The organism is Curtobacterium phyllosphaerae, from assembly GCF_049341865.1.
Taxonomy (GTDB): Bacteria; Actinomycetota; Actinomycetes; order Actinomycetales; family Microbacteriaceae; genus Curtobacterium; species Curtobacterium phyllosphaerae.
The window spans coordinates 388,499-412,625 of the sequence record NZ_JBMPIU010000001.1 but is presented as its reverse complement, the minus strand read 5'-3'; the positions used below and the strand labels follow the sequence as shown (position 1 = coordinate 412,625).

At 72.1% G+C, this 24,127-nt stretch carries 21 protein-coding genes and 1 tRNA gene; 12 read left to right on the top strand and 10 right to left on the bottom strand.

Translation table 11 applies throughout. The annotated features are described in order from the left end of the window. Window positions 1-206 precede the first annotated feature (206 nt). The 4 genes from rhaI (at window position 207) to ACO0E0_RS01900 (ending at window position 6,342) form a co-directional block, all read left to right on the top strand. Window positions 207-1,370 (top strand): L-rhamnose isomerase, encoded by a 1,164-nt coding sequence (gene rhaI / locus ACO0E0_RS01915; protein WP_422869711.1) that lies wholly within the window; start codon window positions 207-209, stop codon window positions 1,368-1,370. Continuing rightward, a complete protein-coding gene (locus ACO0E0_RS01910) occupies window positions 1,363-3,501 on the top strand; it encodes a bifunctional aldolase/short-chain dehydrogenase (protein ID WP_422869710.1) in 2,139 nt (712 codons plus the stop codon). Before rhaI ends, ACO0E0_RS01910 begins: the two co-directional genes overlap by 8 nt. A gap of 4 nt (window positions 3,502-3,505) precedes the next feature. After that, window positions 3,506-5,020 (top strand): rhamnulokinase, encoded by a 1,515-nt coding sequence (locus tag ACO0E0_RS01905; RefSeq protein ID WP_422869709.1) that lies wholly within the window; start codon window positions 3,506-3,508, stop codon window positions 5,018-5,020. Window positions 5,021-5,148: 128 nt separating this feature from the next. Continuing rightward, a complete protein-coding gene (locus ACO0E0_RS01900; RefSeq protein WP_422869931.1) occupies window positions 5,149-6,342 on the top strand; it encodes an alpha-hydroxy acid oxidase in 1,194 nt (397 codons plus the stop codon). 33 nt (window positions 6,343-6,375) lie between these two features. On the opposite strand, the gene ACO0E0_RS01895 is transcribed toward ACO0E0_RS01900, so the two are convergent. Beyond that, on the bottom strand, window positions 6,376-6,675 hold the full coding sequence (locus ACO0E0_RS01895; protein WP_422869708.1) for a hypothetical protein: 300 nt from the start codon (window positions 6,673-6,675) through the stop codon (window positions 6,376-6,378). 59 nt (window positions 6,676-6,734) lie between these two features. After that, the gene (gene pnuC / locus ACO0E0_RS01890; protein WP_422869707.1) at window positions 6,735-7,403 is read right to left on the bottom strand and encodes a nicotinamide riboside transporter PnuC; all 669 of its coding nucleotides are present in this window, start codon (window positions 7,401-7,403) and stop codon (window positions 6,735-6,737) included. Between the two features lie 173 nt (window positions 7,404-7,576). Here pnuC and ACO0E0_RS01885 point away from each other — a divergent pair, with 173 nt between their 5' ends. Beyond that, window positions 7,577-8,092: a hypothetical protein gene (locus tag ACO0E0_RS01885; protein WP_422869706.1), complete on the top strand. Its 516-nt coding sequence runs from the start codon at window positions 7,577-7,579 to the stop codon at window positions 8,090-8,092. Between the two features lie 77 nt (window positions 8,093-8,169). After that, on the top strand, window positions 8,170-9,567 hold the full coding sequence (locus ACO0E0_RS01880; RefSeq protein ID WP_422869705.1) for a GNAT family N-acetyltransferase: 1,398 nt from the start codon (window positions 8,170-8,172) through the stop codon (window positions 9,565-9,567). Between the two features lie 383 nt (window positions 9,568-9,950). Here the strand turns inward: ACO0E0_RS01880 and ACO0E0_RS01875 are convergent, their stop codons facing one another. Then, on the bottom strand, window positions 9,951-10,295 hold the full coding sequence (locus ACO0E0_RS01875; protein ID WP_422869704.1) for a DoxX family protein: 345 nt from the start codon (window positions 10,293-10,295) through the stop codon (window positions 9,951-9,953). A 90-nt stretch (window positions 10,296-10,385) separates the two neighbouring features. On the opposite strand from ACO0E0_RS01875, the gene ACO0E0_RS01870 reads away from it, so the two are divergent. Both ACO0E0_RS01870 and ACO0E0_RS01865 read left to right on the top strand, forming a co-directional pair. Beyond that, entirely contained in the window at window positions 10,386-11,030 is a 645-nt protein-coding gene (locus ACO0E0_RS01870) for a TetR/AcrR family transcriptional regulator (RefSeq protein WP_422869703.1), read from the top strand. A 361-nt stretch (window positions 11,031-11,391) separates the two neighbouring features. After that, window positions 11,392-11,793 (top strand): EVE domain-containing protein, encoded by a 402-nt coding sequence (locus ACO0E0_RS01865; RefSeq protein ID WP_422869702.1) that lies wholly within the window; start codon window positions 11,392-11,394, stop codon window positions 11,791-11,793. A gap of 115 nt (window positions 11,794-11,908) precedes the next feature. Here the strand turns inward: ACO0E0_RS01865 and ACO0E0_RS01860 are convergent, their stop codons facing one another. Further along, the gene (locus tag ACO0E0_RS01860; protein WP_422869701.1) at window positions 11,909-12,334 is read right to left on the bottom strand and encodes a VOC family protein; all 426 of its coding nucleotides are present in this window, start codon (window positions 12,332-12,334) and stop codon (window positions 11,909-11,911) included. Between the two features lie 156 nt (window positions 12,335-12,490). On the opposite strand from ACO0E0_RS01860, the gene ACO0E0_RS01855 reads away from it, so the two are divergent. Further along, a complete protein-coding gene (locus ACO0E0_RS01855; protein ID WP_422869700.1) occupies window positions 12,491-13,804 on the top strand; it encodes a threonine/serine exporter family protein in 1,314 nt (437 codons plus the stop codon). Window positions 13,805-14,193: 389 nt separating this feature from the next. Here ACO0E0_RS01855 and ACO0E0_RS01850 read toward each other — a convergent pair. The 4 genes from ACO0E0_RS01850 to budC form a co-directional block, all read right to left on the bottom strand. Further along, window positions 14,194-14,266: transfer RNA gene (locus tag ACO0E0_RS01850), tRNA-Arg, on the bottom strand. Between the two features lie 88 nt (window positions 14,267-14,354). After that, the gene (locus ACO0E0_RS01845) at window positions 14,355-15,137 is read right to left on the bottom strand and encodes a dienelactone hydrolase family protein (RefSeq protein WP_422869699.1); all 783 of its coding nucleotides are present in this window, start codon (window positions 15,135-15,137) and stop codon (window positions 14,355-14,357) included. A gap of 96 nt (window positions 15,138-15,233) precedes the next feature. Continuing rightward, window positions 15,234-16,610, bottom strand: coding sequence for a glucose-6-phosphate dehydrogenase (locus ACO0E0_RS01840; RefSeq protein ID WP_422869698.1), 1,377 nt, complete (start codon window positions 16,608-16,610; stop codon window positions 15,234-15,236). Window positions 16,611-16,680: 70 nt separating this feature from the next. Further along, window positions 16,681-17,493: a meso-2,3-butanediol dehydrogenase gene (gene budC, locus ACO0E0_RS01835; RefSeq protein ID WP_422869697.1), complete on the bottom strand. Its 813-nt coding sequence runs from the start codon at window positions 17,491-17,493 to the stop codon at window positions 16,681-16,683. A gap of 80 nt (window positions 17,494-17,573) precedes the next feature. On the opposite strand from budC, the gene ACO0E0_RS01830 reads away from it, so the two are divergent. After that, entirely contained in the window at window positions 17,574-18,773 is a 1,200-nt protein-coding gene (locus tag ACO0E0_RS01830; protein WP_422869696.1) for a Gfo/Idh/MocA family protein, read from the top strand. Beyond that, complete coding sequence (locus ACO0E0_RS01825) at window positions 18,770-19,708, top strand: sugar phosphate isomerase/epimerase family protein (protein WP_422869695.1); 939 nt, start codon at window positions 18,770-18,772, stop codon at window positions 19,706-19,708. The genes ACO0E0_RS01830 and ACO0E0_RS01825 overlap by 4 nt, the downstream gene beginning before the upstream one ends. Window positions 19,709-19,714: 6 nt before the next feature. Here ACO0E0_RS01825 and ACO0E0_RS01820 read toward each other — a convergent pair whose 3' ends face one another. Together ACO0E0_RS01820 and ACO0E0_RS01815 are read right to left on the bottom strand one after the other, a co-directional pair. Next, window positions 19,715-21,430 carry a 5-oxoprolinase subunit B/C family protein gene (locus tag ACO0E0_RS01820; protein WP_422869694.1) on the bottom strand — a complete coding sequence of 572 codons (1,716 nt, stop codon included), beginning with the start codon at window positions 21,428-21,430 and terminating at the stop codon, window positions 19,715-19,717. Window positions 21,431-21,438: 8 nt separating this feature from the next. Further along, on the bottom strand, window positions 21,439-22,203 hold the full coding sequence (locus tag ACO0E0_RS01815; RefSeq protein WP_422869693.1) for a LamB/YcsF family protein: 765 nt from the start codon (window positions 22,201-22,203) through the stop codon (window positions 21,439-21,441). A 75-nt stretch (window positions 22,204-22,278) separates the two neighbouring features. Between ACO0E0_RS01815 and ACO0E0_RS01810 the strand changes: the two genes are divergently transcribed. Then, complete coding sequence (locus tag ACO0E0_RS01810) at window positions 22,279-24,117, top strand: thiamine pyrophosphate-requiring protein (protein ID WP_422869692.1); 1,839 nt, start codon at window positions 22,279-22,281, stop codon at window positions 24,115-24,117. The last annotated feature ends 10 nt before the right edge of the window (window positions 24,118-24,127 follow it).

Sequence of the window (24,127 nt, the reverse complement as noted above, 5' to 3'; positions counted from 1 at the left end):
GCGGGACAGACTCGGGCTCGGGCTCGGGCTCGGGCCCGGGCCCGGGCTCGGGCTCGGGCGCGAGCTCGGGCTCGGGACGGGCCCGACCTCCGGCTCCCGGCCCACCACCCCGGCACCACCACCCCGGCACCAGCACCCCGCTTGCGTCGTCGCCGCCGCAGGGGTAGCGTTCTGAAACGATTCAACCAGCGTGAGGATGAGACACGATGACGACCTTCTCCGACATCACCGGGGACCTCGCCCGACAGGCGATCGAACTCCCGAGCTGGGCCTTCGGCAACTCCGGCACGCGCTTCAAGGTGTTCAGCACGCCGGGCACCCCGCGCGACCCGTACGAGAAGATCGCGGACGCCGCCAAGGTCCACGAGTACACCGGCCTCGCCCCGACCGTCGCGCTGCACATCCCGTGGGACCTCGTCGACGACTACGCCGACCTCAGGCGACACGCGAACGAGCACGGCGTCGAGCTCGGCACCATCAACTCGAACACCTTCCAGGACGACGCCTACAAGTTCGGCTCGCTCACCCACACGGACAAGGCCGTCCGGCAGAAGGCGATCGACCACCACCTGCAGTGCATCGACGTCATGGACGCCACGGGGTCCCGCGACCTCAAGGTCTGGCTCGCGGACGGCACGAACTACCCGGGCCAGGGCGACATGCGCTCCCGCCAGGACCACCTCCACGAGTCGCTCAGCACGATCTACGACCGGCTCGGCGACGACCAGCGGATGGTCCTCGAGTACAAGTTCTTCGAGCCCGCGTTCTACCACACGGACGTGCCGGACTGGGGGACGAGCTTCGTGCAGACGCAGGCTCTCGGCGACAAGGCCCTCGTCTGCCTCGACACCGGCCACCACGCGCCCGGCACGAACATCGAGTTCATCGTCATGCAGCTCCTCCGCCTCGGCAAGCTCGGGTCGTTCGACTTCAACTCGCGCTTCTACGCCGACGACGACCTCATCGTGGGGGCCGCCGACCCGTTCCAGCTGTTCCGGATCCTCGTCGAGGTGCTTCGGGGCGGCGGGTTCGCGAACCCCGACGTGGCCTTCATGCTCGACCAGTGCCACAACGTCGAGGACAAGATCCCCGGCCAGATCCGCTCGGTGCTGAACGTCCAGGAGATGACCGCCCGCGCACTCCTCCTCGACCGTGTCGCACTCACCGCCGCGCAGGAGGCGCACGACGTCCTCGGCGCCAATCAGGTCATGATGGACGCCTTCTCCACCGACGTCCGTGCCGACCTCGCCGCGTGGCGCGAGTCCCGCGGCCTGCCGGCCGACCCGATGGCCGCCTACCTGGCGTCCGGCAACCAGCAGAAGATCGCCGACGAGCGCCTCGGCGGCGTCCAGGCCGGATGGGGTGCCTGAGTTGTCGACGGACACCAGCCACACGAAGGGCACGACCGGCCTGGAGGCACGCGCCGGGACCGCCGGACCGGCGGACGGCGCCGAGGCGGTCGCGGACGGCGCCGAGGTGGTCGCCGAGCTCATCGCGCGGTCGAACCGACTCGGGAGCGACCCGCGGATCACCAACTACGCGGGCGGCAACACCTCCGCCACGGGCACCGCGACGGACCCGGTGACGGGCGAGCCGGTCGAGCTCCTCTGGGTGAAGGGCTCCGGCGGTGACCTCGGGACGCTCACCCCTGGTGGCCTCGCCGTCCTCCGGGTCGACCGGATCCGCGCGCTGCAACACGTCTACCCGGGTGTCGAGCGCGAGGACGAGATGGTCGCCGCGTTCGACCACTGCCTGCACGGACGCGGCGGTGCCGCACCGTCGATCGACACCGCGATGCACGCACTCGTCGACGCCCCGCACGTCGACCACCTGCACCCGGACGCCGGCATCGCGATCGCGACGGCCGCGGACGGACCGGCGCTGACGTCGACGATCTTCGGCGACCGCGTGGTGTGGGTGCCGTGGCGCCGACCGGGGTTCCAGCTCGGGCTCGACATCGCCGCCGTGCACCGCGAGCACCCCGACGCGATCGGCACGATCCTCGGCGGACACGGGATCACCGCGTGGGGCGCGACCTCCGACGAGGCCGAGGCGAACTCGCGCTGGATCATCGACACCGCCGAGGCGTACATCGCCGGGCACTCCCGCCCGGAGCCGTTCGGGCCCGTGCGACCCGGGTTCGAGGCGCTCCCCGAGGCTCCGCGCCGGGAACGTGCCGCTGCACTCGCCCCGACGATCCGCAGCATCGCGTCACACGACCGGCCGCAGGTCGGACACGTCACCGACAGCGACGTCGTGCTCGACTTCCTGGCGTCGTCGCGCGCCCCGGAACTCGCGGCTCTCGGCACGAGCTGCCCGGACCACTTCCTCCGGACCAAGGTGAAGCCGCTCATCCTCGACCTGCCCGCGACCGCGAGCGTCGAGGACGCGATCACCCGCCTCCGCGAGCTCCACGAGGAGTACCGCGCGGACTACCAGGCCTACCACGACCGGCATGCCACGGCGGACTCCCCCGCGATCCGTGGCGCCGATCCGCTCATCGTCCTCGTGCCCGGTGTCGGGATGTTCTCGTACGGCAAGGACGCCCAGACCGCCCGGGTCGCCGGTGAGTTCTACGTCAACGCGATCAACGTCATGCGCGGGGCCGAGGGCCTCAGCACCTACGCGCCGATCGACGAGGCCGAGAAGTTCCGGATCGAGTACTGGGCCCTGGAGGAGGCGAAGCTGCAGCGGATGCCCGCGCCGAAGCCGCTCAGCACCCGGATCGCGCTCGTCACCGGCGCCGCCTCCGGCATCGGGAAGGCCATCGCCACACGGCTCGCCGCAGAGGGCGCCAGCGTCGTCATCGCGGACCTCGACCTCGCGAAGGCCCAGGCGGCTGCGGCCGAGATCGGCGGGACGGACACCGCGATCGGTGTCGCCGCGAACGTCACGAGCGCCGAGGACATCCAGCGGGCGATCCAGGCGACGCTGCTGCAGTACGGCGGCCTCGACCTCGTCGTGAACAACGCCGGGCTGTCGCTGTCCAAGTCGCTGCTCGAGACGACGGAGGCCGACTGGGACCTGCAGCACGACGTCATGGCGAAGGGCTCGTTCCTGGTGTCCAAGGCCGCGGCGACGGTGCTCATCGAGCAGGGACTCGGCGGCGACGTCGTGTACATCTCCTCGAAGAACTCGGTGTTCGCCGGCCCGAACAACATCGCGTACTCGGCGACCAAGGCGGACCAGGCGCACCAGGTGCGGCTGCTCGCGGCGGAGCTCGGGGAGTTCGGCGTGCGGGTCAACGGGATCAACCCCGACGGTGTCGTCCGCGGCTCCGGGATCTTCGCGTCCGGCTGGGGGGCGAACCGCGCGGCGACGTACGGCATCGAGGAGCAGGACCTCGGCGAGTTCTACGCGCAGCGGACGATCCTCAAGCGCGAGGTCGTGCCCGAGAACGTCGCGAACGCGGTCTACGCCATCTGCACGAGCGACTTCTCGCACACGACGGGCCTGCACGTCCCCGTCGACGCCGGCGTCGCGGCAGCGTTCCTGAGGTAGCGCGGTGCCCCGCAGCGGCAGTGTGGCCGCGATCGACCTCGGTGCGACGAGCGGTCGGGTCATCGTCGGCCACGTCGACGCCGACGGTGTCCGGATGGAACACGTCCGCCGGTTCCCGAACGGCCCCGTGTCACTCCACGAGGGCAGCCGGGACACCCTGCACTGGGACGTCGTCGGCCTGTACGCGCACGCCGTCGACGGACTCCGCGAGGCCGTCCGCGACAACGCCGACCTCACGAGCATCGGGGTCGACTCGTGGGCGGTCGACTACGGACTGCTCCGAGCCGGCCGGCTGCTCGGCCTCCCGACGCACTACCGCGACGCCCGGCACGAGGACGGCGTCCGCGCGGTCCACGCCCGGGTCGACGCCGCCGAGCTGTACCGCCGGAACGGCCTCCAACACCTCCCGTTCAACACCCTGTTCCAGCTCGCCGCCGACCCCGCGCTGACCGACGCCGACCGGATGCTCCTCGTGCCGGACCTCCTCGGCTACTGGCTCACCGGGGTCGAGGCCGCCGAGCGCACGAACGCCTCGACCACCGGCATGCTCGACCCGACCACCCGCGGATGGGACACGTCCCTGGCGCGGGAGACGGCCCTCCCAGCCGGTCTGCTCCCGGCACTCCGCGACCCGGGAGACCGACTCGGCCCGCTCCTCCCGACCGTCCGGAGCGCCATCGGCGCGCCCGACGCCCTCGGCGTCACCCTCGTCGGCTCGCACGACACGGCGAGCGCCGTCGTGGCCGTCCCCGCGACCGAGCCGGACTTCGCGTACATCTCGAGCGGCACCTGGTCCCTCGTGGGCGTGGAACTCGAGGCCCCGCTCCTCTCCGACGCCGCGCGACTCGCGAACTGCACGAACGAGGGTGGGGTCGACGGCCGCGTCCGGTTCCTCAAGAACGTGTCCGGCCTGTGGCTGCTGTCCGAGTCGGTGCGGACCTGGGAACGCGCCGGCGAGCGCATCGGCCTGGAGGCACTGCTCACCGCCGCAGCGTCCGTCACCACCCGGGTCCCCGTGTTCGACACGACCGACGACCGCTTCACACCGCCGGGCGACATGCCGGCGCGCATCGACGCGTGGTGCGACGAGCACGGCCTGTCCGCCCCACGGAGCCAGGCCGAGTACGTCCGGAGCATCCTCGAGTCCCTGGCCGCCGCCTACGGCGAGACCATCGAGACGCTCGAGCGGGTGTCCGGCCGTGCCATCCGCGTCGTGCACGTCGTCGGTGGCGGATCGCAGAACCGCCTGCTCTGCCAGCTGACGGCCGACCGGACCGGACGGCCCGTGCTCGCCGGACCCGTCGAGGCGACCGCGCTCGGCAACGTGCTCGTGCAGGCCCGCGCCGCGGGGCTGGGGCAGCTCGGGGGCAGCTCGCTCGAGGCGCTCCGCGACGTCGTCGCCCGGACTGTCGAACCCACCCGCTACGATCCAGACATCGGACGTCTGACCGTGTCCTCCCCGACACCGACGTCCCACCCCGGAACCACGTCCCGGGCCGCAACCGCGAGGAGCATCTGATGACCGCACACACCTCCGACCAGCGCGTCGACCCGGCGACGGGGGCTCCCGTGGCGGGACCGGGGTCGAGCGGGCGGCGCACGAACGTCCGACGTCAGCTGCCGAACGTGCACGACCTCGCGCCGCTCATGCAGTTCAAGAAGCCGGAGCTCAACGCCCGCAAGCGCCGCCTCGACCAGGCGCTGACGATCTGGGACCTCCGCGACATCGCCGCCCGTCGGACCCCGCGTGCCGCGTTCGACTACACCGAGGGGGCGGCCGAGGCGGAGATCTCCCTCGCCCGTGCCCGGCAGGCGTTCGAGGACATCGAGTTCACGCCGTCGATCCTCCGCGACGTGTCGACCGTCTCGACGAGCTGGGACGTGCTCGGTGCCCCCGTCGCACGGCCGTTCGGCATCGCGCCGACGGGGTTCACGCGGATGATGCAGACCGAGGGCGAGCGGGCCGGGGCTGCGGCGGCGGGACGCGCGGGCATCCCCTTCTCGCTCTCGACCATGGGCACGACCGCGATCGAGGACGTCCGCGACGCGAACCCGCACGGCCGCAACTGGTTCCAGCTGTACATGTGGAAGGACCGCGAGAAGTCGATGGCGCTCGTCGACCGCGCCGCCCGGGCCGGGTTCGACACGCTCCTCGTGACCGTCGACGTGCCGGTGGCCGGGGCGCGCCTCCGGGACAAGCGGAACGGGTTCTCGATCCCGCCGGCACTGACGCCGAAGACCGTGATCAACGCGATCCCCCGGCCGTGGTGGTGGTTCGACTTCCTCACGACGGAGCCGCTCGCGTTCGCGTCGCTCGACCGGTGGTCCGGGACCGTCGGGGAGCTCCTCGACGCGATGTTCGACCCGACCGTGACGTTCGAGGACCTCGCGTGGATCCGGGACCAATGGCCGGGCAAGGTCGTCGTGAAGGGCGTGCAGTCGCTCGCCGACGCGAAGCGCCTGGCCTCGATGGGTGTCGACGGCATCACCCTGTCGAACCACGGCGGCCGGCAGCTCGACCGGGCACCGATCCCGTTCCACCTGCTGCCGTCGGTCGTGCGCGAGGTCGGGAACGACACGGAGGTCCACCTCGACACGGGCATCATGTCCGGGGCGGACATCGTCGCGGCCGTCGCGCTCGGTGCCCGGTTCACGATGGTCGGGCGCGCGTACCTGTACGGGCTGATGGCGGGTGGCGAGGCCGGCGTCGACCGGATGATCCAGATCCTGTCCGAGCAGATCGAGCGGACGATGCGGCTGCTCGGGGTGAACGCGCTCGAGGAGCTCGAGCCGGGGCACGTCCGTCAGCTCCAGCGTCTGGTGCCGATGCCGCGGTCGTAGTGCTCCAGCATCGGGTGCCGATGCCATGGTGCGTCAGACCGTGAGGTCCCACGTCGGGACCGGACGCGTCCTCCAGCCCTGCCGGAGCGTCTGCGCGGCGAGGTCGTACTCCCGCAGGACGTCGACGTGCGGGCGGACGAGGATCTGGATCTGCAGCCCCTCGTACATCGCGAGGAGCTGGGTCGCGGCGTGCTCGGGATCCGCGATGTCCTCGGCGAGCGTCATCCGGACCATGTCGAGGGTCGAGCGCGGTACCGGCGCACCACGCCGTCCGTCCGCGCGGAGCTCGGTCCACCGGTCGTAGGTCACGATGAGCAATGCGTCCCAATCCACCGCATCGACGAGCGCGCTGTCTGCCCCGGTGCTGGGGGCAGGCGCCGACGGGTGCCGGGTCAGGCGCCGACGGTCTCCACCGAGGGGATGCTCATCCGACGCTGCCGCATCCACACGAAGAACCCCGCGAGGGTGAACGCCCCGTAGAACACGTACATCAGGCCGGAGGCGTAGTACCCGGCGGAGAAGAGCAGGGGCACGCCGACGACGTCCACCGCCACCCAGACGAGCCAGAACTCGACCCAGCCCTTCGCCATCCCGTACGTCGCGAGCAGGGAGCCGACGAAGATCCAGGCGTCGCTCCACACCGGTTCGTACGACCCGAGTGCGCGGAAGATCGGCGTGAGGAGCGCCGTGCCACCGACCATCGCCACGACGAGCCCGACGCGGGTCCGCCACGAGGCCCAACGCGGGACCACGACGGCGGTGGCAGCAGCGGGGCGGTGGGTCCACCGGTACCAGCCGTACACCGAGACGATGACGAACATCACCTGACGGGAGGCCTGACCGAGCAGGTTCACGGGGTTCGGGGTGTCGAACACCGCGCCGAGGAACACCGTGAACAGCAGGGCGTTCCCGACGATGCCGACCGGCCAGGCCCAGACCCGGCGGCGCATCCCACCGAGGGCGCTGAGGAGGCCGAACACGTTGCCGATCACCTCGCGCCAGAGGATCGTCTGGTCGCCGATGACGATCTGCGCGTCGAACAGCCAGTGCACGATGCCCATGTCGCCTCTCGTCCTGCCGGGAACGCACCCCGTGGCGCACCCGGGGCCGAACGCCTCGGGACCGATCGCTTCGGGACCGAACGCCTCGGGGCCGAACGCCTCGGGGTCGCTCCATGCAACCGCATCGACCCGGGTCCCATTCCCGTGTGCCCGGACCAGCCTAGGGTGGCAGCGTGGACGAGGTGCTGCGGTCGGTGCGAGCGCTGCTCGACGACACCCGGGCGACGCTCGAGGCCGCCGGCGCGCGCGACGAGGCCCTCGGCGAGTACGTCCGGCCACGACCCGTGCTTGGCATCCGCCGCGACCCGACGATGCGCGACCTCGGACGCGTCTGGCGGCTCGGGACCCTCCTGCTCCACCGCGACGGATCGCTCTGGGCGACCGGCTCCATCACGCGCGTCACCGAGCCCGGACGCCCGCAGTATCAGTCGACCTCCGCCGAGATCCGCCGCGCCTACCGGGCCGCCGCGAACAAGGGGCACTTCCGGACGGGCGACACGGTCAACCACGGAGCCCGCCCGATCACGATCGACGAGCACCTCGTCGGCGCGTCCGGACCGGTCTTCATCGACGGCGATCGCGCGCTCGTGCGCTGGAGTCCGACCGCGAGCGACGACGCGGCGGTCCCGCTGACGGACTACCTGACCGACCGTGTCGAACTGCTCGTCCACCCGCCGCAGGGTGCGTGACGGCTCGCCCCGTCCCTCCGTCCCGAGACCGCGCGTGCACCCTGCCACCGCGGCCCGCTCGTCACTAGGCTCGGGATGTGCGCACCACGAGCAACGACGCCCCCGACGACCGGTACGAGCTCCGCTGGTCCCAGCCGGCCCTCACCGCGGACGGCACCGCCGTCGACGCGCAGACGACGGCGTTCACCGCAGCGATCGGCATGGGGTTCCACGAGCCCCGGGACAAGCCCGCCGACCTCCTCCGTCAGGTCCGGCACCAGATCGCGATGGGACAGGACCTCCTCGCCGTCCACCGGCGCGACCCGGTCCCCGGCTCCGTCGACGAGACCCAGCCGGTGGGCACGTTCGTGTCGTTCCGGAAGGAGCTGAGCTGGGGCCAGGACGGGGCCGTGATCGACACGTTCGCGATCGCCGGCGTCACGGTCCGGCCGACCGAACGCCGGCGCGGCGTCCTCCGCCGGATGATGACGGCGTCCCTCGACCGCGCGGTCGACCAGGGGTACGCGATCGCCGCCCTCACCGCGAGCGAGGGTTCGATCTACCGCCGCTTCGGGTTCGGCTGTGCGATCCGGGAGCGCGTGATCGAGGTCCGCCGCCGGGGTGCCACGCCGTTCCTCGTCCCGACGTCGGGCGAGGTCGTCGTCGTCGAGCCGTCGACACTCCAGGACGGGCTGGCCGCCGACGTGTACGCCCGCTTCCACACGCGCACCCCGGGATCGATGGCGCGGAACCCCGGGGCGTGGGACTCCTTGCTCGGCCGCACGTCCGATGACGAGCAGGACCCCGCGGTGCGTGCTGCCGTCCACCACCCGGCGGACGGCGGCACCGTGGACGGGTACGTCGCCTACCGCGTCGTCGAGGGCGAGACGGACCGTGCGCGCCTCGACGTGATCGACCTGGTGTACGCGACCGACGAGGCGTACCTGGGGCTCTGGGACTACCTGCTCGCGGTCGACCTCAACGAGCGCGTGCGGTACACCCGCGCGCGCCTCGACGACCCGATCGTGCACGCCGTCCCGGAGAACCGGGCCGTGTCGATCGTCCACGAGGAGGACCACGTCTGGCTCCGGGTCCTCGATCCGGTGCGGGTGCTCGAGTCCCGCCCGTACGCCACCGATGGCGTGCTGACGATCGGGATCGCGGATGCGCTCGAACACGCGTCCGGCACGTACCGGCTCACCGTCCGGGAGGGCCGCGGGCGCGTCGAGCGGATCGGCGGCGGTCCGGCGTCCGGTCCGGCGGGTGCGGGTCCGGCGAGCGCTGCTGGTGCTGAGCTCGGGGGCGCTGGCGCTCCCGAGGCGGGTACTCCGGACCTCCTGCTCGACGTGGCCGATCTCGGTGCGGTGCTCATCGGGGCGATCGACCCGGTAGGGCTGGCCGCGGCGGGACTCGTGGACGGGAGCCCGGCGGCCGTCCGACTGCTCCGTGCGATGCTCGCTCCGGAGCGCGCCCCTCACGGCATCAGCTACTTCTAGCCCGCCGCCCGCGCCCCGTCCGCCCCGTCCGCCCACCCTCGCATCGCCGAGCGTGCAATTCGGCCGCGTGCCACAGCCTCCGACGGGGCCGAACTGCACGGTCAGCGCAGGGTGAACGTCCCTAGTCCCGAGCGTCCCGCAGCCCGCAGCCCCGAAGCCCGCAGCCCGCAGCCCGCAGCCGCCGAGCGTGCAGTTCGGCCGCGTGCCACAGCCTCCGACGCGGCCGAACTGCACGGTCAGCGCAGGGTGAACGTCCCTAGTCCCGAGCGTCCCGCAGCCCGCAGCCCCGAAGCCCGCCGCCCACAGCCCGCCGGCCGCAGCCCACCCGCCGAGCGTGCAGTTCGGCCGCGTGGGACAGCCTCAGACGGGGCCGAACCGCACGGTCAGCGCAGGATGAGCACCACGAGCGTCGCGACGGACAGCAGCGCGAGGACGAGCGCAGGCACGAACCCACGGTCATGGGCACGAACATGCGCGACCACCGCGCCGACGAAGTAGATCACCGCGCCGATCGCCGCCGCGATCCCGATCGGGGTCCAGAACAGTCCGACGACGAGCCCGACGGTCGCGGCGACCTCGATCGCGCCGAGCACGGGTGTCTGCGCAGGCGTCACGTGCACGACGCCCACCTGCGCCAGCATCTGCGGAGTGCGGAGGAGCTTCATGGTGCCCGAGCCGAGCATGGCGGCGGCGAGGACGAGGGACAGGACAACTGCTGCGATGGTCATGAGGACTCCGAGTCTGAAACGGACAGGTGTATCCGTTTCGATCTGGACACTACTGTCCATTTCTTCGATCCGCAAGCATAGGATCGGGTCGTGGTCGATCTCCAGGGAGGACGTCCGGTGCGGAAGGACGCCGCCCGGAACCGGAGCGCGCTCCTCGACGCGGCCGGACGAGCCTTCGCCGCGCTCGGGTTCGACGCACCCCTCGAGCCGATCGCCGCGGCCGCCGGACTCGGGAACGCGACACTCCACCGGCACTTCCCGACACGCGCCGCCCTCTGGGAGGCCGTCCTCCGCGACCCGCTCCTCGAGGTGCTCGACGTCGTGACCGCGTGCGAGGTCGAGCCGGATCCCTGGACGGGCCTCGCCGAGTACGTCCACCGTACGGCCGCGATCGAGGCGCGCCGCGAGGGGTACCACTCCCTGATGACCACGCGGTTCGAGGGCGCCGATGAACTCCTCCGGATCCGTGCTGCGATCCAGGGGCACGTCGACCGCATCATCACCCGCGCACGAGACGCCGGGGCGGTGCGCCCCGACCTCGCGACCACCGACATCGCGATGGTGCAGCTCTCGATCGCCCGGACCATCGAGGTGTTCCGTGACGTCGCACCCGAGGTCCACCGCCGCTGGGTCGACCTCGTCCTGGACGGACTGCGGACGCCGACGCCGGGCCCGCTCAGCGCCCCGCCGCTCCTGCCGAACCAGGTCTGGCGCGCCGTCATGCAGCGGACCTGACGTCCTCCGCGGGCGAGGACCCCGATCCGTTCGGTTCATCCGTTCGACGGACGAACCGGTCCGATCGACGGGACAACCGGTCCGTTCGGTCGATGCACCAGCGGGCCACCGCTCCGTACGGTCGTGGGATGACGAACGCACCGCGCCACCATCGCCGACCGGTCCGGACAGGCTGGGTGTTCCCGCTCGTGGTGACGCTCGCCGGGCTCGCAGCCGTCGCGGTCGTGACCGCCGGCATCTGACGCCCCAGCCGTTGACGCGTGTCAGTCTTCTGACATAGATTGGTGGAGGTCGGAGCACGTTCGCCCCGACGTCGTCGCGAACGAGGGAGCCGACCATCAGCGACACCGTGGGGCACTGGATGAACACCGTCAGCCTCGACCACGTCGAAGCCGCGGCGGTCGGTGGGTTCACCCAGGCCGACCACGGAGCGGGGACCCGGCTCCGGCGACCCAGACCCGGCGACGAGATGCTGTTCTACTCCCCGCGCACCGACCTGATGGGCGGCAGACCCGTTCGGCAGTTCACCGCGTGGGCCACGATCACCGGCGAGGAGCCGTACCAGGCACACGTCAGCGAGGACTTCCACCCCTGGCGACTCGCGGCGAGCTTCCATCCGTGGCGGCCGGTGGATGCGAAGCCCCTCGTGGACGAGCTGTCGTTCATCGCCGACCCGACGCACTGGGGACTCCCGTTCCGTCACGGACTCTTCCGGATCCCGGAACGCGACTTCAACACGATCGTCGCCAGCATGTCGCGCTGAACGCCCTCGCGGACAGGATCGACACACGCACCTCGAGCACTGACGGAGACGAGCACTGACGGACGGGAGGCGCGGGACGGCCCCGCACCGCGCCTCCCGTCCGATCGGGCTCCGGTCAGTGTGCCGGAGCGTCGCCCGCGACGTCGAGGGCCCAGATGACCCCGAACCGGTCCCGCAGCTGTCCGGCGAGCGGTGCCCATGCCGACGGACCGAGCGGCTGGCGGACCTCTGCGCCGTCGAGCAGGCCGTTCCACACGCTCGTGACCTCGTCGGCGTCGTCGCCGTGCAGGTAGACGTACGAGGCGTTCGCGCCCTGGTCGTAGGGCTGTCCCGGCCAGACATCGAACGCCATGACCCGGACGCCGGACGCGGACTCGACCTGCCCCCACACGATGCGGTCGGCCCAGGCCGGCTCGTCGCTGGCACCCATCGCGCCGTAGGTCATGGACGTGACCTGGGTGCCGAGTGCGGCGGCGTAGAAGTCGAGCGCCTCGCGGGCGTTGCCGTCGAAGTTGAGATGCGGAGTCGTGATGATCGTCATGCAGACGACTCTCGCAGGAGAAGCGGTCAGTGCATGTCCGCTACCAGACTGGTCCCGCGATCCGCACCGCCGGGAGGTCGGCCGCCCGCCGAGGCAAGACGCACCCTGCCCCGCCGAGGACCTACGATGCTCGGTGTGGTCGGATTCGGCAGCGCCTTGGCAACTCTCCGCGGAGTCCTCCGACCCCCTGTTCCTGCACCGGACCGCGAGGACGGCGACGGCGACGGCGACCCAGCCCCCGTCGGGACGCTGCTCGGCACGCTCGGCGCGCTCCTCCTCGACGCCGGCAGCTCGGTCACCGACGTCCGGTCCGCCGTCGAGAAGTCCCGGGACGCCGCCGGGGTCGGTGACGAGCTCACGATCGGGGTCCTGCCCGCGCTCGTCATCATCAGCGACGCCACGACCGGGAGCGCCACCGTCGTGAACGCGGCGGGCACCGAGCTCTCGTTCCGTCAGGCCGCCCGCGCGAACCGACTCGTCCTCGGTCTCGAGAGCGGCTCGATCGCCCTCGCCGAGATCCCCGCGCGCACGGCCGCGATCCGTGCTGGCAGTCGTCCCCCGGCCCCGCTCCCCTGGGTGCTCGGCAACGCGCTGACCTCCGCCGGGCTCGCCGTTGTGTTCCGCTGCCCGTGGTGGGCGATCCTCGTCGCGCTCGGGGTCGGCGCGGTCGTCGGCGTCATCGGACTGCTCCTGCGCCGCTTCCGCGAGGCCGTCGCCGTCATCCCGTTCCTCGCCGCCTTCGTGTCGACGACGATCGTCGGACTCGTCGCCGCCGAGACGTCCTTCGGACACGTCCCGCTCTTCGCCGTCTGCGCGCCGGTCGCGGTGTTCGTCCCCGGGGCACTCATCACGAACGCACTCCTCGAGCTGACCGCCGCGGACATCGTCACCGGGTCGGCGCGCCTGATGCAGGGCATCATCATGCTCGGGTTCATGGCTGCCGGGATCGCTGCCGGCGCCGCTCTCACCGGCCTGCACGTGGACCCGCGGTCGGCCGCGCTCGTGGGCCAGGTCGCGGGGGTCGGCACCGACCGCGGCGGTTGGGAGGCGGTACCTCCCTACTGGCTGTCCTGGGTGGCCGTCGCGGTGCTGGCCGTCGGCATCGGCCTGGTGTTCGGTGCCGGATGGAAGCTCACCGCGGCGTCCATCGTGGTCATGATCGGGGCGTACGCCCTGGTCTCGGCCTTCTCGCCCCTCCTCGGCAGCATCGTCGCGACCGGTGCTGCGGCCGCCGTGCTCTTCGTCGCGACCCGGCTGCTCGAACGGCTCGTCCCGGCGGTCCCCGCGACGGTGTCGTTCCTCCCGGCGTTCCTGCTGCTCGTGCCGGGCACGGTCGGGCTCGTCGCGGTCGCGACCTTCGACGCGCAGTCCCTCGCGACGCCCGTCGCGACCTTCGTGAGCCTGTGCGTCGGCACGAAGATCGGCGGCCTGCTGCCCGGCCTGTTCGCGCGGCACGCACCGGCGCACTGATGCGCGGCTCCCGTCCCGCCGCATGGCTCGTGGCGGTTCAGGAACGCACGCCGACGGTGCGACAGCGGGGCCTGCGATCGCGGTGGAGTCCTGCGTCCCCGTCGGACGGGAGGCACGGCGCCAGCCCGCGTCGCGCCTCCCGTTCGGTGCCGGCCGGGGTCCGCAGCACAGGCTCGTCGGTAGCACAGGCTCGTCGGTGGCACAGGCCCGGCGGCGGCACGCCGGCGGCGAGGCGTGTTGGCGATCCGGGCGCGGTGGGGCGTTCGGGGCTGATGCAACGAGCGTTCGAGAGTCGGCACAACGAAACAGGGCCCCGGCTGTCCGCCAGGGCCCTGCTCCGTGCCGCACTGCTGCGGCTACTGTCTCAACACAGTTCTGTCATTGCTGTGTGCGCTCGAAGGGACTCGAACCCCCAACCTTCTGATCCGTAGTCAGATGCTCTATCCATTGAGCTACGAGCGCATGGCCTTGCGACCGAGGAAGACTCTACCAGCGCTGGTCGTGGCACGCCAATCGGCGGCGCGCCGGTCCGGCGCGGGACGGTGTCAGCTCAGGACGCGGGCTCCTCGTCGAAGACCTCCGCGAAGAAGTCCTCCATCGCCCGCCAGGACCGACGGTCGGCACGCGCCTGGTACTGCGCGCCGTGCTCCGGCGAGTCGGTGCCGGGGACCGCGAAGGCGTGCATCGCGCCGGAGTATGACACGACCTCCCAGTCGACCGACGGGTCGGTGCGCATCTCGTCCTGCCACGCCGACACCTTGTCGTCGGTGACCATCGGGTCCGCAGCCCCCGTCATGACGAGGAGCTTGGCCTCGATGGCGTCGACGTCCACGGGCTCGTGCGTGATGAGGCCGCCGTGGAACGAGAGCGCGCCGACGAGCGGAGCGCCGCTCCGGGCGAGTTCGAGCGACGTCGAACCACCGAAGCAGTAGCCCATCACCGCGACCTTCGCGGGGTCGACGTCCGGGTCCGCGAGGAGCCGGTCGAGGCCGGCCCGAGCACGCGCGCGGAGCAGCGGCAGGTCCTGGTAGAAGCTCCCGGCGACCTGTCCCGCCTCGTCCGGGCCGGGACGGACCCCCGTGCCGTAGATGTCCGCGGCGAAGGCGACGTACCCGAGCCGGGCGAGCATCGTGACGCGCGCCTCCATGTGCTCGTTGACGCCGAACCAGTCGTGGACGACGAGCACGGCCGGGCGGCGTTCCCCGATGGCGGTGTCCTTCGCGAGGATCCCCTGGAGCGGTGTCCCGTCCTGGTCGTAGTCGACGGTCTCGAGGTGGATGTCGGCGCCCGCCGGTGCCGGGACGGTCTGCAGGATGTCTTCGATGGTGGTCACGTGACCGACCGTACGCGGGGCACCTCGGGGCGGGCGGGGGGCCTCGGGTCTCGGTCGGCACCGCAGGACGGGAGCGCCATACCACCCCGGACGACCTCAGCGCAGCAGGTTGTCCCAGCTCTCGGGACCGGAGGAGCCGGCGGGGTACTCGTCGAGCGGGGACTCGTCGTGCTTCCAGGCGTCGATCACCGGCTGGACGATCTTCCAGCACTGCACAGCGCTGTCGCCGCGCACCGAGAGGGTGGAGTCGCCCTCGAGCACGCCCGCGAGGACCTCGCCGTACGCGGAGAGCCGCCCGGGGTTGAACTTCGTCTCGAGCTTCGCCCGGTCGATCTCGTACGGGTCGCCCGGCCCGTTCACGTTGAGTTCGAGACTCATCTCGTCCGGGGCGATCCAGATCCGGAGCTTGTCCTGCTCGTGGTGCCCCTTCACCCCGTCCGGCACGTGCGGTGACGGCTTGAAGGTGATGATGATCTCGCGGCGCTGTTGCCCGAGGGCCTTGCCGGAGCGCATCGTGAACGGCACGCCCGCCCAGCGCCAGTTCGCGACCTCGACGGTGACCTGCGCCAGCGTCTCGGTCTCGTTGTCGGGGTCGACGCCGTCCTCGTCGACGTAGGACGGCAGCGTCCGGTCACCGACCGTGCCGGCCGTGTACCGGGCGCGCTTGCCGGCGGTCGCGGGGTCGCCTCCCCATGGCTTGACCGCCCGGAACACCAGCTCCTTCTGCGACTGCAGGTCGTCGGCGCTGAGCGACGCGGGCGCCTCCATCGCGACGACGGCGAGCACCTGCAGGAGGTGGCTCTGGATCATGTCGGTGAGTGCGCCGGCGTGGTCGTAGTAGCGGGCGCGGTTCTCGAGGCCGAGCGTCTCGTCGTAGACGATGTCGACGCTCTCCACGTGGGTCGAGGAGAGCAGCGGCTCGATGATCCGGTTCGAGAACCGCAGGCCGAGCAGGTTCAACACGGTGGACCGGCCGAGGAAGTGGTCGACGCGGTGGATCCGCTGCTCGGGGATGAACGTGTGGAGGAGCTCGTTGAGCTTCGTGGCGCTGTCGGCATCGGTGCCGAACGGCTTCTCCATGGCGAGCCTGGTCTGCGGCGGCAGGTCGAGCTTCGCCAGGACCGCGCACGCCTGCTCGGTGATGGCGGGCGGCAGGGCGAAGTAGATCGCGGGGTCGTGGTCGCAGGCGCCGAGCAGAGCCGTCAGGTCGTCCGCGCTCGTGACGTCGGCCTTCGTGTACGTGCTCTTCGCGGCGACCTCGTCGAAGCGGCCGCCGCTGCAGTCCGCGGACCTGAAGGCATCGCGGACGATGCCGCGCCAGTCGTCCTCGGAGAGGTCCTCCACCCCGGCGCCGATGAGCTGGACGTCGAAGTCCTCCTTGACGTCGAGCAGCGTCGCGAGTCCGGGCAGCAACAGCCGCTTCGACAGGTCGCCGCTCGCGCCGAGGATCAGGAGTGTCGTCTGGATTCCCATACCCAGAACGTACTCACGGACCGGCCTCCGCGGCCCGGATGCGCGGGGGGGGGCGGGGACACACAGGCGCTCAGCCGACGTGCGCCTGCCCCGTCGACGCGGTCGTCCCGCCGTCCACCGGCAGCGTGACCCCGGTGATGTAGCGAGCGTCGTCCGACGCCAGGAACAGGAACGCCGGCGCGATGTCCTCGGGGCGGCCGAGGCGGCCGAGCGCGACCCGGTTCTCGAACGGTGCCGCAGCGCCCGGCGCCGCGAGCGACTCGGCGAGCGCCGGCCCGGGGGTGAACGCCGGTGCGACCGCGTTCACCCGGATGCCGCGCGCCCCGAGGTCGAGGGCGAGCGACTGCATCAGCATCGTCACCGCACCCTTCGTCGCGTTGTAGACGGCCTGACCCCAGTCCCCCCGGACCCCGGACGCGCTCGTGGTGAACAGGAGGACGCCCTTCGAGCGTTCGAGGTGCGGTATCGCCGCCTGGGCGAGGAACACCGAGCCGTCGATGTTCGTCCCGGTCATCGCGCGGAGGTCGTCGTCGCTCAGCGCGTCGATCTCACCCTGCGCGTACGCGGCGGCGTTGCTGACGACGACGTCGATCGCGCCGAACCGGTCGGCGGCGATCGCGACGAGGTCCGCGACGCTCTCCCGGTCGGCGACGTCGGTCGGCACGGCGATGACGTGGTCGGCGTGCGCACCCTCGGCGGTCTCGGCGAGGGCGTCCTCGCGGCGGCCGGCGAGGACGACGTTGCAGCCCTGGTCGAGGAACGCGCGGGCGATCGCCCGGCCGATCCCGGAGCCCGCGCCGGTGACGACGACGGTGCGGCCGTCGAGCCCGTAGCGGCCGACGGGGTGGAACGGGGTCTCGGTGTCGCGGCTCGTCTCAGGCATGGCCGAGACGTTACGCTCGGCTCCATGGGGTGGCATCGATCAGTGCCGATCGGCCGGAGGCCCGACACCATGAGGGAAGCATGAACACTCTTGAACCACTGCGCGTCGCCATCGTCGGCACGGGCATGATCGCGGGCGTGCACGCTCGGTCCGCGCGCGCGGCCGGTGCCACGGTCATCGGGATCCTCGGGCGGACGGCGGACCGGTCCTCCGAGGTCGCCGCGTCCCTCGGCGTCGAGCAGGGGTACGCCTCGATGGACGAGCTGCTCGCGGACCGTCCGGACGTGGTGCACATCTGCACGCCGAACGACCAGCACCACCCGCAGGCCCTCGCGGTGATCGACGCCGGGATCGACGTCGTGTGCGAGAAGCCCCTGGCGATCGGGGCTGCGCAGGCCGACGAGCTCGTCGCCGCGGCCGATGCTGCCGGCGTCGTCGCGACCGTGCCGTTCGCGTACCGGTACCACCCCATGGTGCGGGAGATCCGGGCACGGATCGCCGCTGGCGAACTCGGGCGGGTGCTCGCGGTGCACGGCTCGTACCTCCAGGACTGGATGCTCGACGAGGGATCGTCGAGCTGGCGGGTCGACGCCGGTGCCGGTGGGGCGTCGCGGGCGTTCGCGGACATCGGGTCGCACTGGTGCGACCTCGTCGAGTTCGTCACCGGGGAGCGGTTCGCGTCGGTGAGCGCGGTCACCGACATCGTCCACCCGACGCGTCCGGCGGCGTCGGGGCCGTCGTTCTCCGGGGCGCCGGTCCCGGACCCTCCCGCCGTCGACGTCCGGACGGGAGGCCCGGTCGCGGTCCCACAGGAGCCCGTCACGACCGAGGACACCGCCGTCGCGACCTTCCGCACCGAGGCCGGCCGGATCGGCAACGTCGTCATCTCCCAGGTCTCCTCCGGCCGCAAGAACCGGCTGTGGTTCGAGGTGGACGGCTCGCGCGGCAGCGCCGCGTTCGACCAGGAGCAGCCGGAGTCGGCGTGGTTCGGGACGGAGACCGGGGCGACGATCGTCGTGCGGGACCCGTCGCAGGGCTCGCCGGAACAACGTCGTCTCGCGATCGTGCCGTCCGGGCACCCGCAGGGCTACCTCGACGCGTTCGCCGCCTTCGTCGCCGACACGTACGCGGCCGTGCGGGCCCGTCGGACCGGCGGGGACGTCCCCGAGGGACTCCCGACCTTCGCGGACGGCGCACGATCGGCCCGCATCGTCGACGCCGTCGTCGCCTCGGCCGCCGCATCGCACGGCACGGGGACCTCGTGGGGGGAGATCGCGTGAAGCTCGGGATGCTGACCGCGTGCCTGCCGGGGTGGTCGCTCGACCGGATCGCGGACTTCGCGGCGGGCCAGGGGTTCGAGCGGCTCGAGGTCGCGGTGTGGCCGGAGGTCGGTGGCCGCGAGTTCGAGGCGGCGCACCTGCCGGTCGCGACGTTCACGGACGAGGACGCCGAGCGGACCCAGGACCTGTTCGCCCGCACCGGCCTCGACATCTCGGCGCTCGCGTACTACGAGAACAACCTGCACCACGACCTCGACCGCCGCGCGGCCACGCACGAGCACCTGCGGCACGCCGTGGACACCGCTGCGACGCTCGGTGTGCCGTACGTCGGCACGTTCATCGGGCGCGACACCACCCTGTCGATCCGCGAGAACATGGCGCTCGGCGACCGGGTCCTGCCCGAGCTGGTCGACTACGCCGGGGAGCGCGGCGTCCGGTTGATCATCGAGAACTGCGTGATGGAGGGCTGGCACCCGGACGGGGCGCCGGGCAACATCGCGTACTCGCCGGAGCTCTGGGGGTGGGTCACGGGGCTCGGGTTCGGCCTGAACTGGGACCCGTCGCACCTGACGTGGATCGGGATCGACCCGGTCACCACGATCCTGCCGTTCGCGGAGCACATCGTCCATGCGCAGGCGAAGGACCTCGAGCTGTTCCCCGACCGCCGCAACGAGTACGGGTTCTTCGGCAAGGTCGACAAGGGCGACGATCCGTGGGACATGGGCTGGTGGCGGTTCCGGGTCCCCGGGCGCGGTGTGGTCGACTGGCCGCACGTCGTCGACCGCCTGTACGAGGCGGGGTTCACCGGCACGCTGTCGGTGGAGCACGAGGACCCGCTCTGGGGCGGGACCGACGAGAAGGTCCTCGAGGGCCTCCGCATCGCCCATCGGACCCTCCGCCCGCTCATCGCCGAGGAGTCGTCCGACCCGGTGTGAGCCGGCTCACACCCCCCGGAACCGCAGGCGCGCACCCGGGGGCGTCTGGGCGACGAGTCCGAGGTGCTCCGGCACGACCACGGCGATCACCGGGTAGCCGCCGGTCACCGGGTGGTCGGCGAGGAACACCACGGGCTGGCCGTCCGCCGGCACCTGCACGGCACCGGCCACCGTCGCCTCGCTCGGCAGCTCGTGGTCGACGACGCGCGACAGGGCCGGTCCGGCGAGCCGGGACCCGACGCGGTTCGACCTCGGCGTGACGAGCCAGTCGGTCGTCCGGAACGCGGCGAGCGCCGCGTCCCCGAACCAGTCGTCGCGTGGACCGGGCGTCACGTCGACGGTCACCACGTCACCGACGGACGGGAGGCGTGGCCCGGGTTCCGGCGCGTCCGCCACCGATCCGGTGGTCGCGGTCCCGAGCGGCAGGACGGACCCGGCCCGGAGCGGTGCGGGTCCGAGCCCGGAGAGGACGTCCGTCGACCGCGATCCGAGCACGGGCGGGACGGCGAGCCCGCCGAGCACGGCGACGGAGGCGGTCGTGCCGGTCGTCGGTGCGCCGAGGACCAGCACGTCGCCGTCGCGGAGGAGCAGCGGACGATCCCGCTCGGCGTCGAGCAGCTCGGCATCGAGCGGCACGGCGTCGAGCCGCGCAGTGTCGCCCGCGTCCGCCGCCCCGTCCCGCGCGGGTGCCGGCCGCGCGATGGTGAGCGGGCCCGACGCTCCGGTCACCGCGACGACGACCCCGCCGTGCGCGCGGAGCACGAGCCCGCCGCCGACGTGCTCGATGAGCGCGGCACCGGTCGCGTTCCCGAGCAACCGGTTCGCGCGGCGGGACGCGGCCCGGTCGGCGGCACCGGAGCCCGAGACACCGAGGGCGCTCTGCCCGGGTCGCCCGAGGTCCTCGACGAGGCTGAGCAGCCCGGGGTCGAGCACCTCGAGCCAGGACCCGTTCCCGCGTGGCTCCGCGATCGCCGACGGATCGCAGCGGTCTCCACGCATCGCGACGGCGTCCACCGCCGTCCCGGTGCGCGAGGGTCGTCGCGCCACGGGGTCCTCGCGCGTGAACCGCACGCGCATGCCCGGACGGAGCAGCGCGGGCGGGGTCCGGTCGAGGTCCCACATCGACAGCGCCGTCCGCCCGACGAGCTGCCAGCCACCGGGACTCGACCGTGGGTAGACACCGCTGAACGGGCCGGCGAGCCCGACCGCACCGGCCGGGATCGTCGTCCGCGGGGTCGATCGCCGCCGGACGACGAGCGTCGGATCCCCACCGGACAGGTACGCGAACCCGGGTGCGAAGCCGGTGAACGCCACGTCGTACTCCGCGGCCGTGTGCCGACGGACGACCTCCTCCACGGTCAGGCCGGTCCGCTCGGCGACCTCGGCCAGGTCCGCGCCGTCGTACACCACCGGGATCGTGACGACCGCACCCGGGGGCCGCTCCCCCGCACCGACCGGCAGCGCACGGATCCCGGCCACGACCCGTGCGACGCCGCCGGTCCCCGGGCGCACCCGGACGAGCACGGTCCGTGCGGCCGGGACCACCTCGACGATCGACGCCGACCAGTCGCCCCGGTCGGCAGCACTCGACACCGCCGACGTGAGCGCGTCGAACAGGGCGAGCGTGGCGGGACCGTCCTCGAGCTCGAGGAGCACCGCGTCACGCCCGACGGGCAGCACATGGACGGGCCGCACACGGACGGACCTGGGACGTGCGGACATGCCCGGGCTCAGACGAAGGACTCGATCGAGCAGCCGGCGGACTCGAGCGCCGCCCGGACCGCCCGTGCCGAGTGCACCGCGCCCGGCGAGTCGCCGTGCAGGCAGATCGACCGCGCCCGCACCGCCACCCGTGAACCGTCGACCGCCTCGACGGACCCCGTCGTCACGAGGTCGACCACGCGCGCGGCGATCGCGTCCGGGTCGGACAGCACCGCACCCGGTGCGCGCCGCGAGACGAGCGCGCCGCCCGGTTCGTACGCCCGATCGGCGAAGGCCTCGGCCACGACGGTCACCCCGGCCCGCTCGGCGAGGGACTCGAGGCGCGAACCGGCCAGGACGACCAGCGGGAGCCGCGGGTCCACCGCGAGCACCGCCTCCAGGACGGCGTCGGCGTGGGGTCCACCGGACGCGATCTCGTTGTACAGCGCACCGTGCGGTTTGACGTACCGGACGGCGGTGCCGGCGGCCGCGGCGAGCGCCTGCAGGGCGCCGATCTGGTAGACGACGTCGGCGGCGAGCTCGTCCGCGGACGCGTCGACGTACCGGCGGCCGAAGCCCGCGAGGTCGCGGTAGGCGACGTGCGCGCCGACGGCCACGCCGCGTCCGGCGGCGGATGCGAGCACGCCACGGAGGGACAGCGGGTCGCCGGCGTGGAACCCGCACGCGACGTTCGCGCTCGTCACCACGTCGAGCATCGCGTCGTCGTCGCCGAGCGTCCACCGGCCGAAGCCCTCGCCGAGGTCCGCGTTGAGGTCGATCGACACCGTCTCCATGCACCGATCCTGCCGTACCCCGCGCGGCCCGACCCGCCTGAGTTTCCTGTGAGCGACCCCGGGCAGGCTTGCCGCATGAGCCAGACCGTCAGCGAGTTCGTCATCCACCGCATCCAGGACTGGGGCGTGAGCCGGATCTTCGGGTACCCGGGCGACGGCATCGGTGCGTTCGACGGGGCGCTCGGCGCGACCCAGGACGACGGCACCGGGATCGAGTACGTCCGGCCGACGCACGAGGAGATCTGCTCCCTCATGGCGACGGCGCACGCCAAGTTCACCGGCGAGGTCGGGGTCTGCGTCGCCACCTCGAGCCCCGGCGCGTTCCACATGCTGAACGGGCTGTACGACGCGCAGATGGACAACCAGCCCGTCGTCGCGATCCTCGGTCAGCAGGGGCTCGCGTCCATCGGGACGTTCACGCAGCAGGTCTCGGACCTCGAGCGGGTGTTCGCCGACGTGTCCTGCTACACCGAGACGATCACGACCCCGGACCAGGCGCAGGTCGTCATCGACACGGCGTTCAAGACCGCGATGCTCCGCAAGCAGCCCGCGGTCGTCATCATGCCGCACGACGTGCAGTCGCTGCCGTGGAAGGAGCCGGGCGCCGAGCACTGGGTCTCCCGGTCGAGCGACGCCGCCCCCTCGCTCCGCGTGACGCCGCCCGCGGAGGAGATCCGGAAGATGGCGGACATCATCAACGCCGGCGAGAGGGTCACGTTCCTCGTCGGCGCCGGTGCCCGGGGCGCGACCGACCTGGTGCTCGAGGCGGCCGAGAAGTCCGGCGCCGGCATCATCACGGCCCTCCGCGGCAAGGACGTGATCCCGTCCGACGTCCCGTTCCACACCCAGCAGGTCGGGCTCCTCGGGTCGCTGCCGAGCCTCCACCAGATCAAGCGGTGCGACACCATCGTCCTGCTCGGGTCGAACTACCCCTACGGCGAGTACCTGCCGAAGACCGGGAGCGCCCGTGGCATCCAGGTCGACATCAAGCCCGAGATGCTCGGCCTCCGCTACCCCACCGAGCTGAACCTCTGGGGCGACGTCGGCGCGACCCTCGAGGCCGTGCTGCCGCTCCTCACCGACAAGAGCGCGTCCGGCACCCCGAACAAGCGTTGGCAGGAGCAGGTCGCGGCCGAGATGGTCGACTGGGAGCACGAGATGGACGCCCAGGCCGAGGTGTCCTACAGCGACGGCGTGAACCCGCGCCGGGTGATCCACGCCGTCAACGAGCACCTCCCGGAGGGCGTCACCGTCACCTGCGACGCCGGCACCACCGCGGACTGGTACGGCCACCACATCCGCCTCCGCCGCGGCATGCACGGCGACATGTCCGGGCGTCTCGCGACGATGCTCGCGGCGATGCCGTACGCGGTCGCCGCCAAGTTCGCGTTCCCGGACAGGCCCGCGGTCTGCACGATCGGCGACGGTGCGTTCCAGATGCTCGGGATGAACGAACTCATCACCGTCAAGAAGTACATGCACCAGTGGGAGAACAAGCAGCTCGTCATCGTCGTCATGCACAACGACGACCTCGGCCAGGTCTCGTGGGAGATGCGCACCGAGGACGGCAACCCGATGTGGCGGGGCTCCCAGGACGTCGAGACGATGGACTACGCCGGGTACGCCGAGCTCCTCGGGTTCCGGGGCGTCGCGGTGCACTCCGACGACGAGGTCGATGCCGCCGTCGCCGCTGCGTTCGCCCACGACGGTGTGACGCTCATCGACGCCTACGTGTCGCGGAACGTCCCGCCGCTCCCGCCGCACATCACCGCCGAGTACGCGGTCAACACCGCGAAGTCGCTCCTCAAGGGCGACCCCGAGGAGGTCTCGGTCGTCGTGGACTCCGCCAAGGCGATGGCCGCCGAGGGCGTCGAGCGCGTCAAGGGCGCGCTGCACATCGGCGACCGCAAGTAGGCGGCCACCA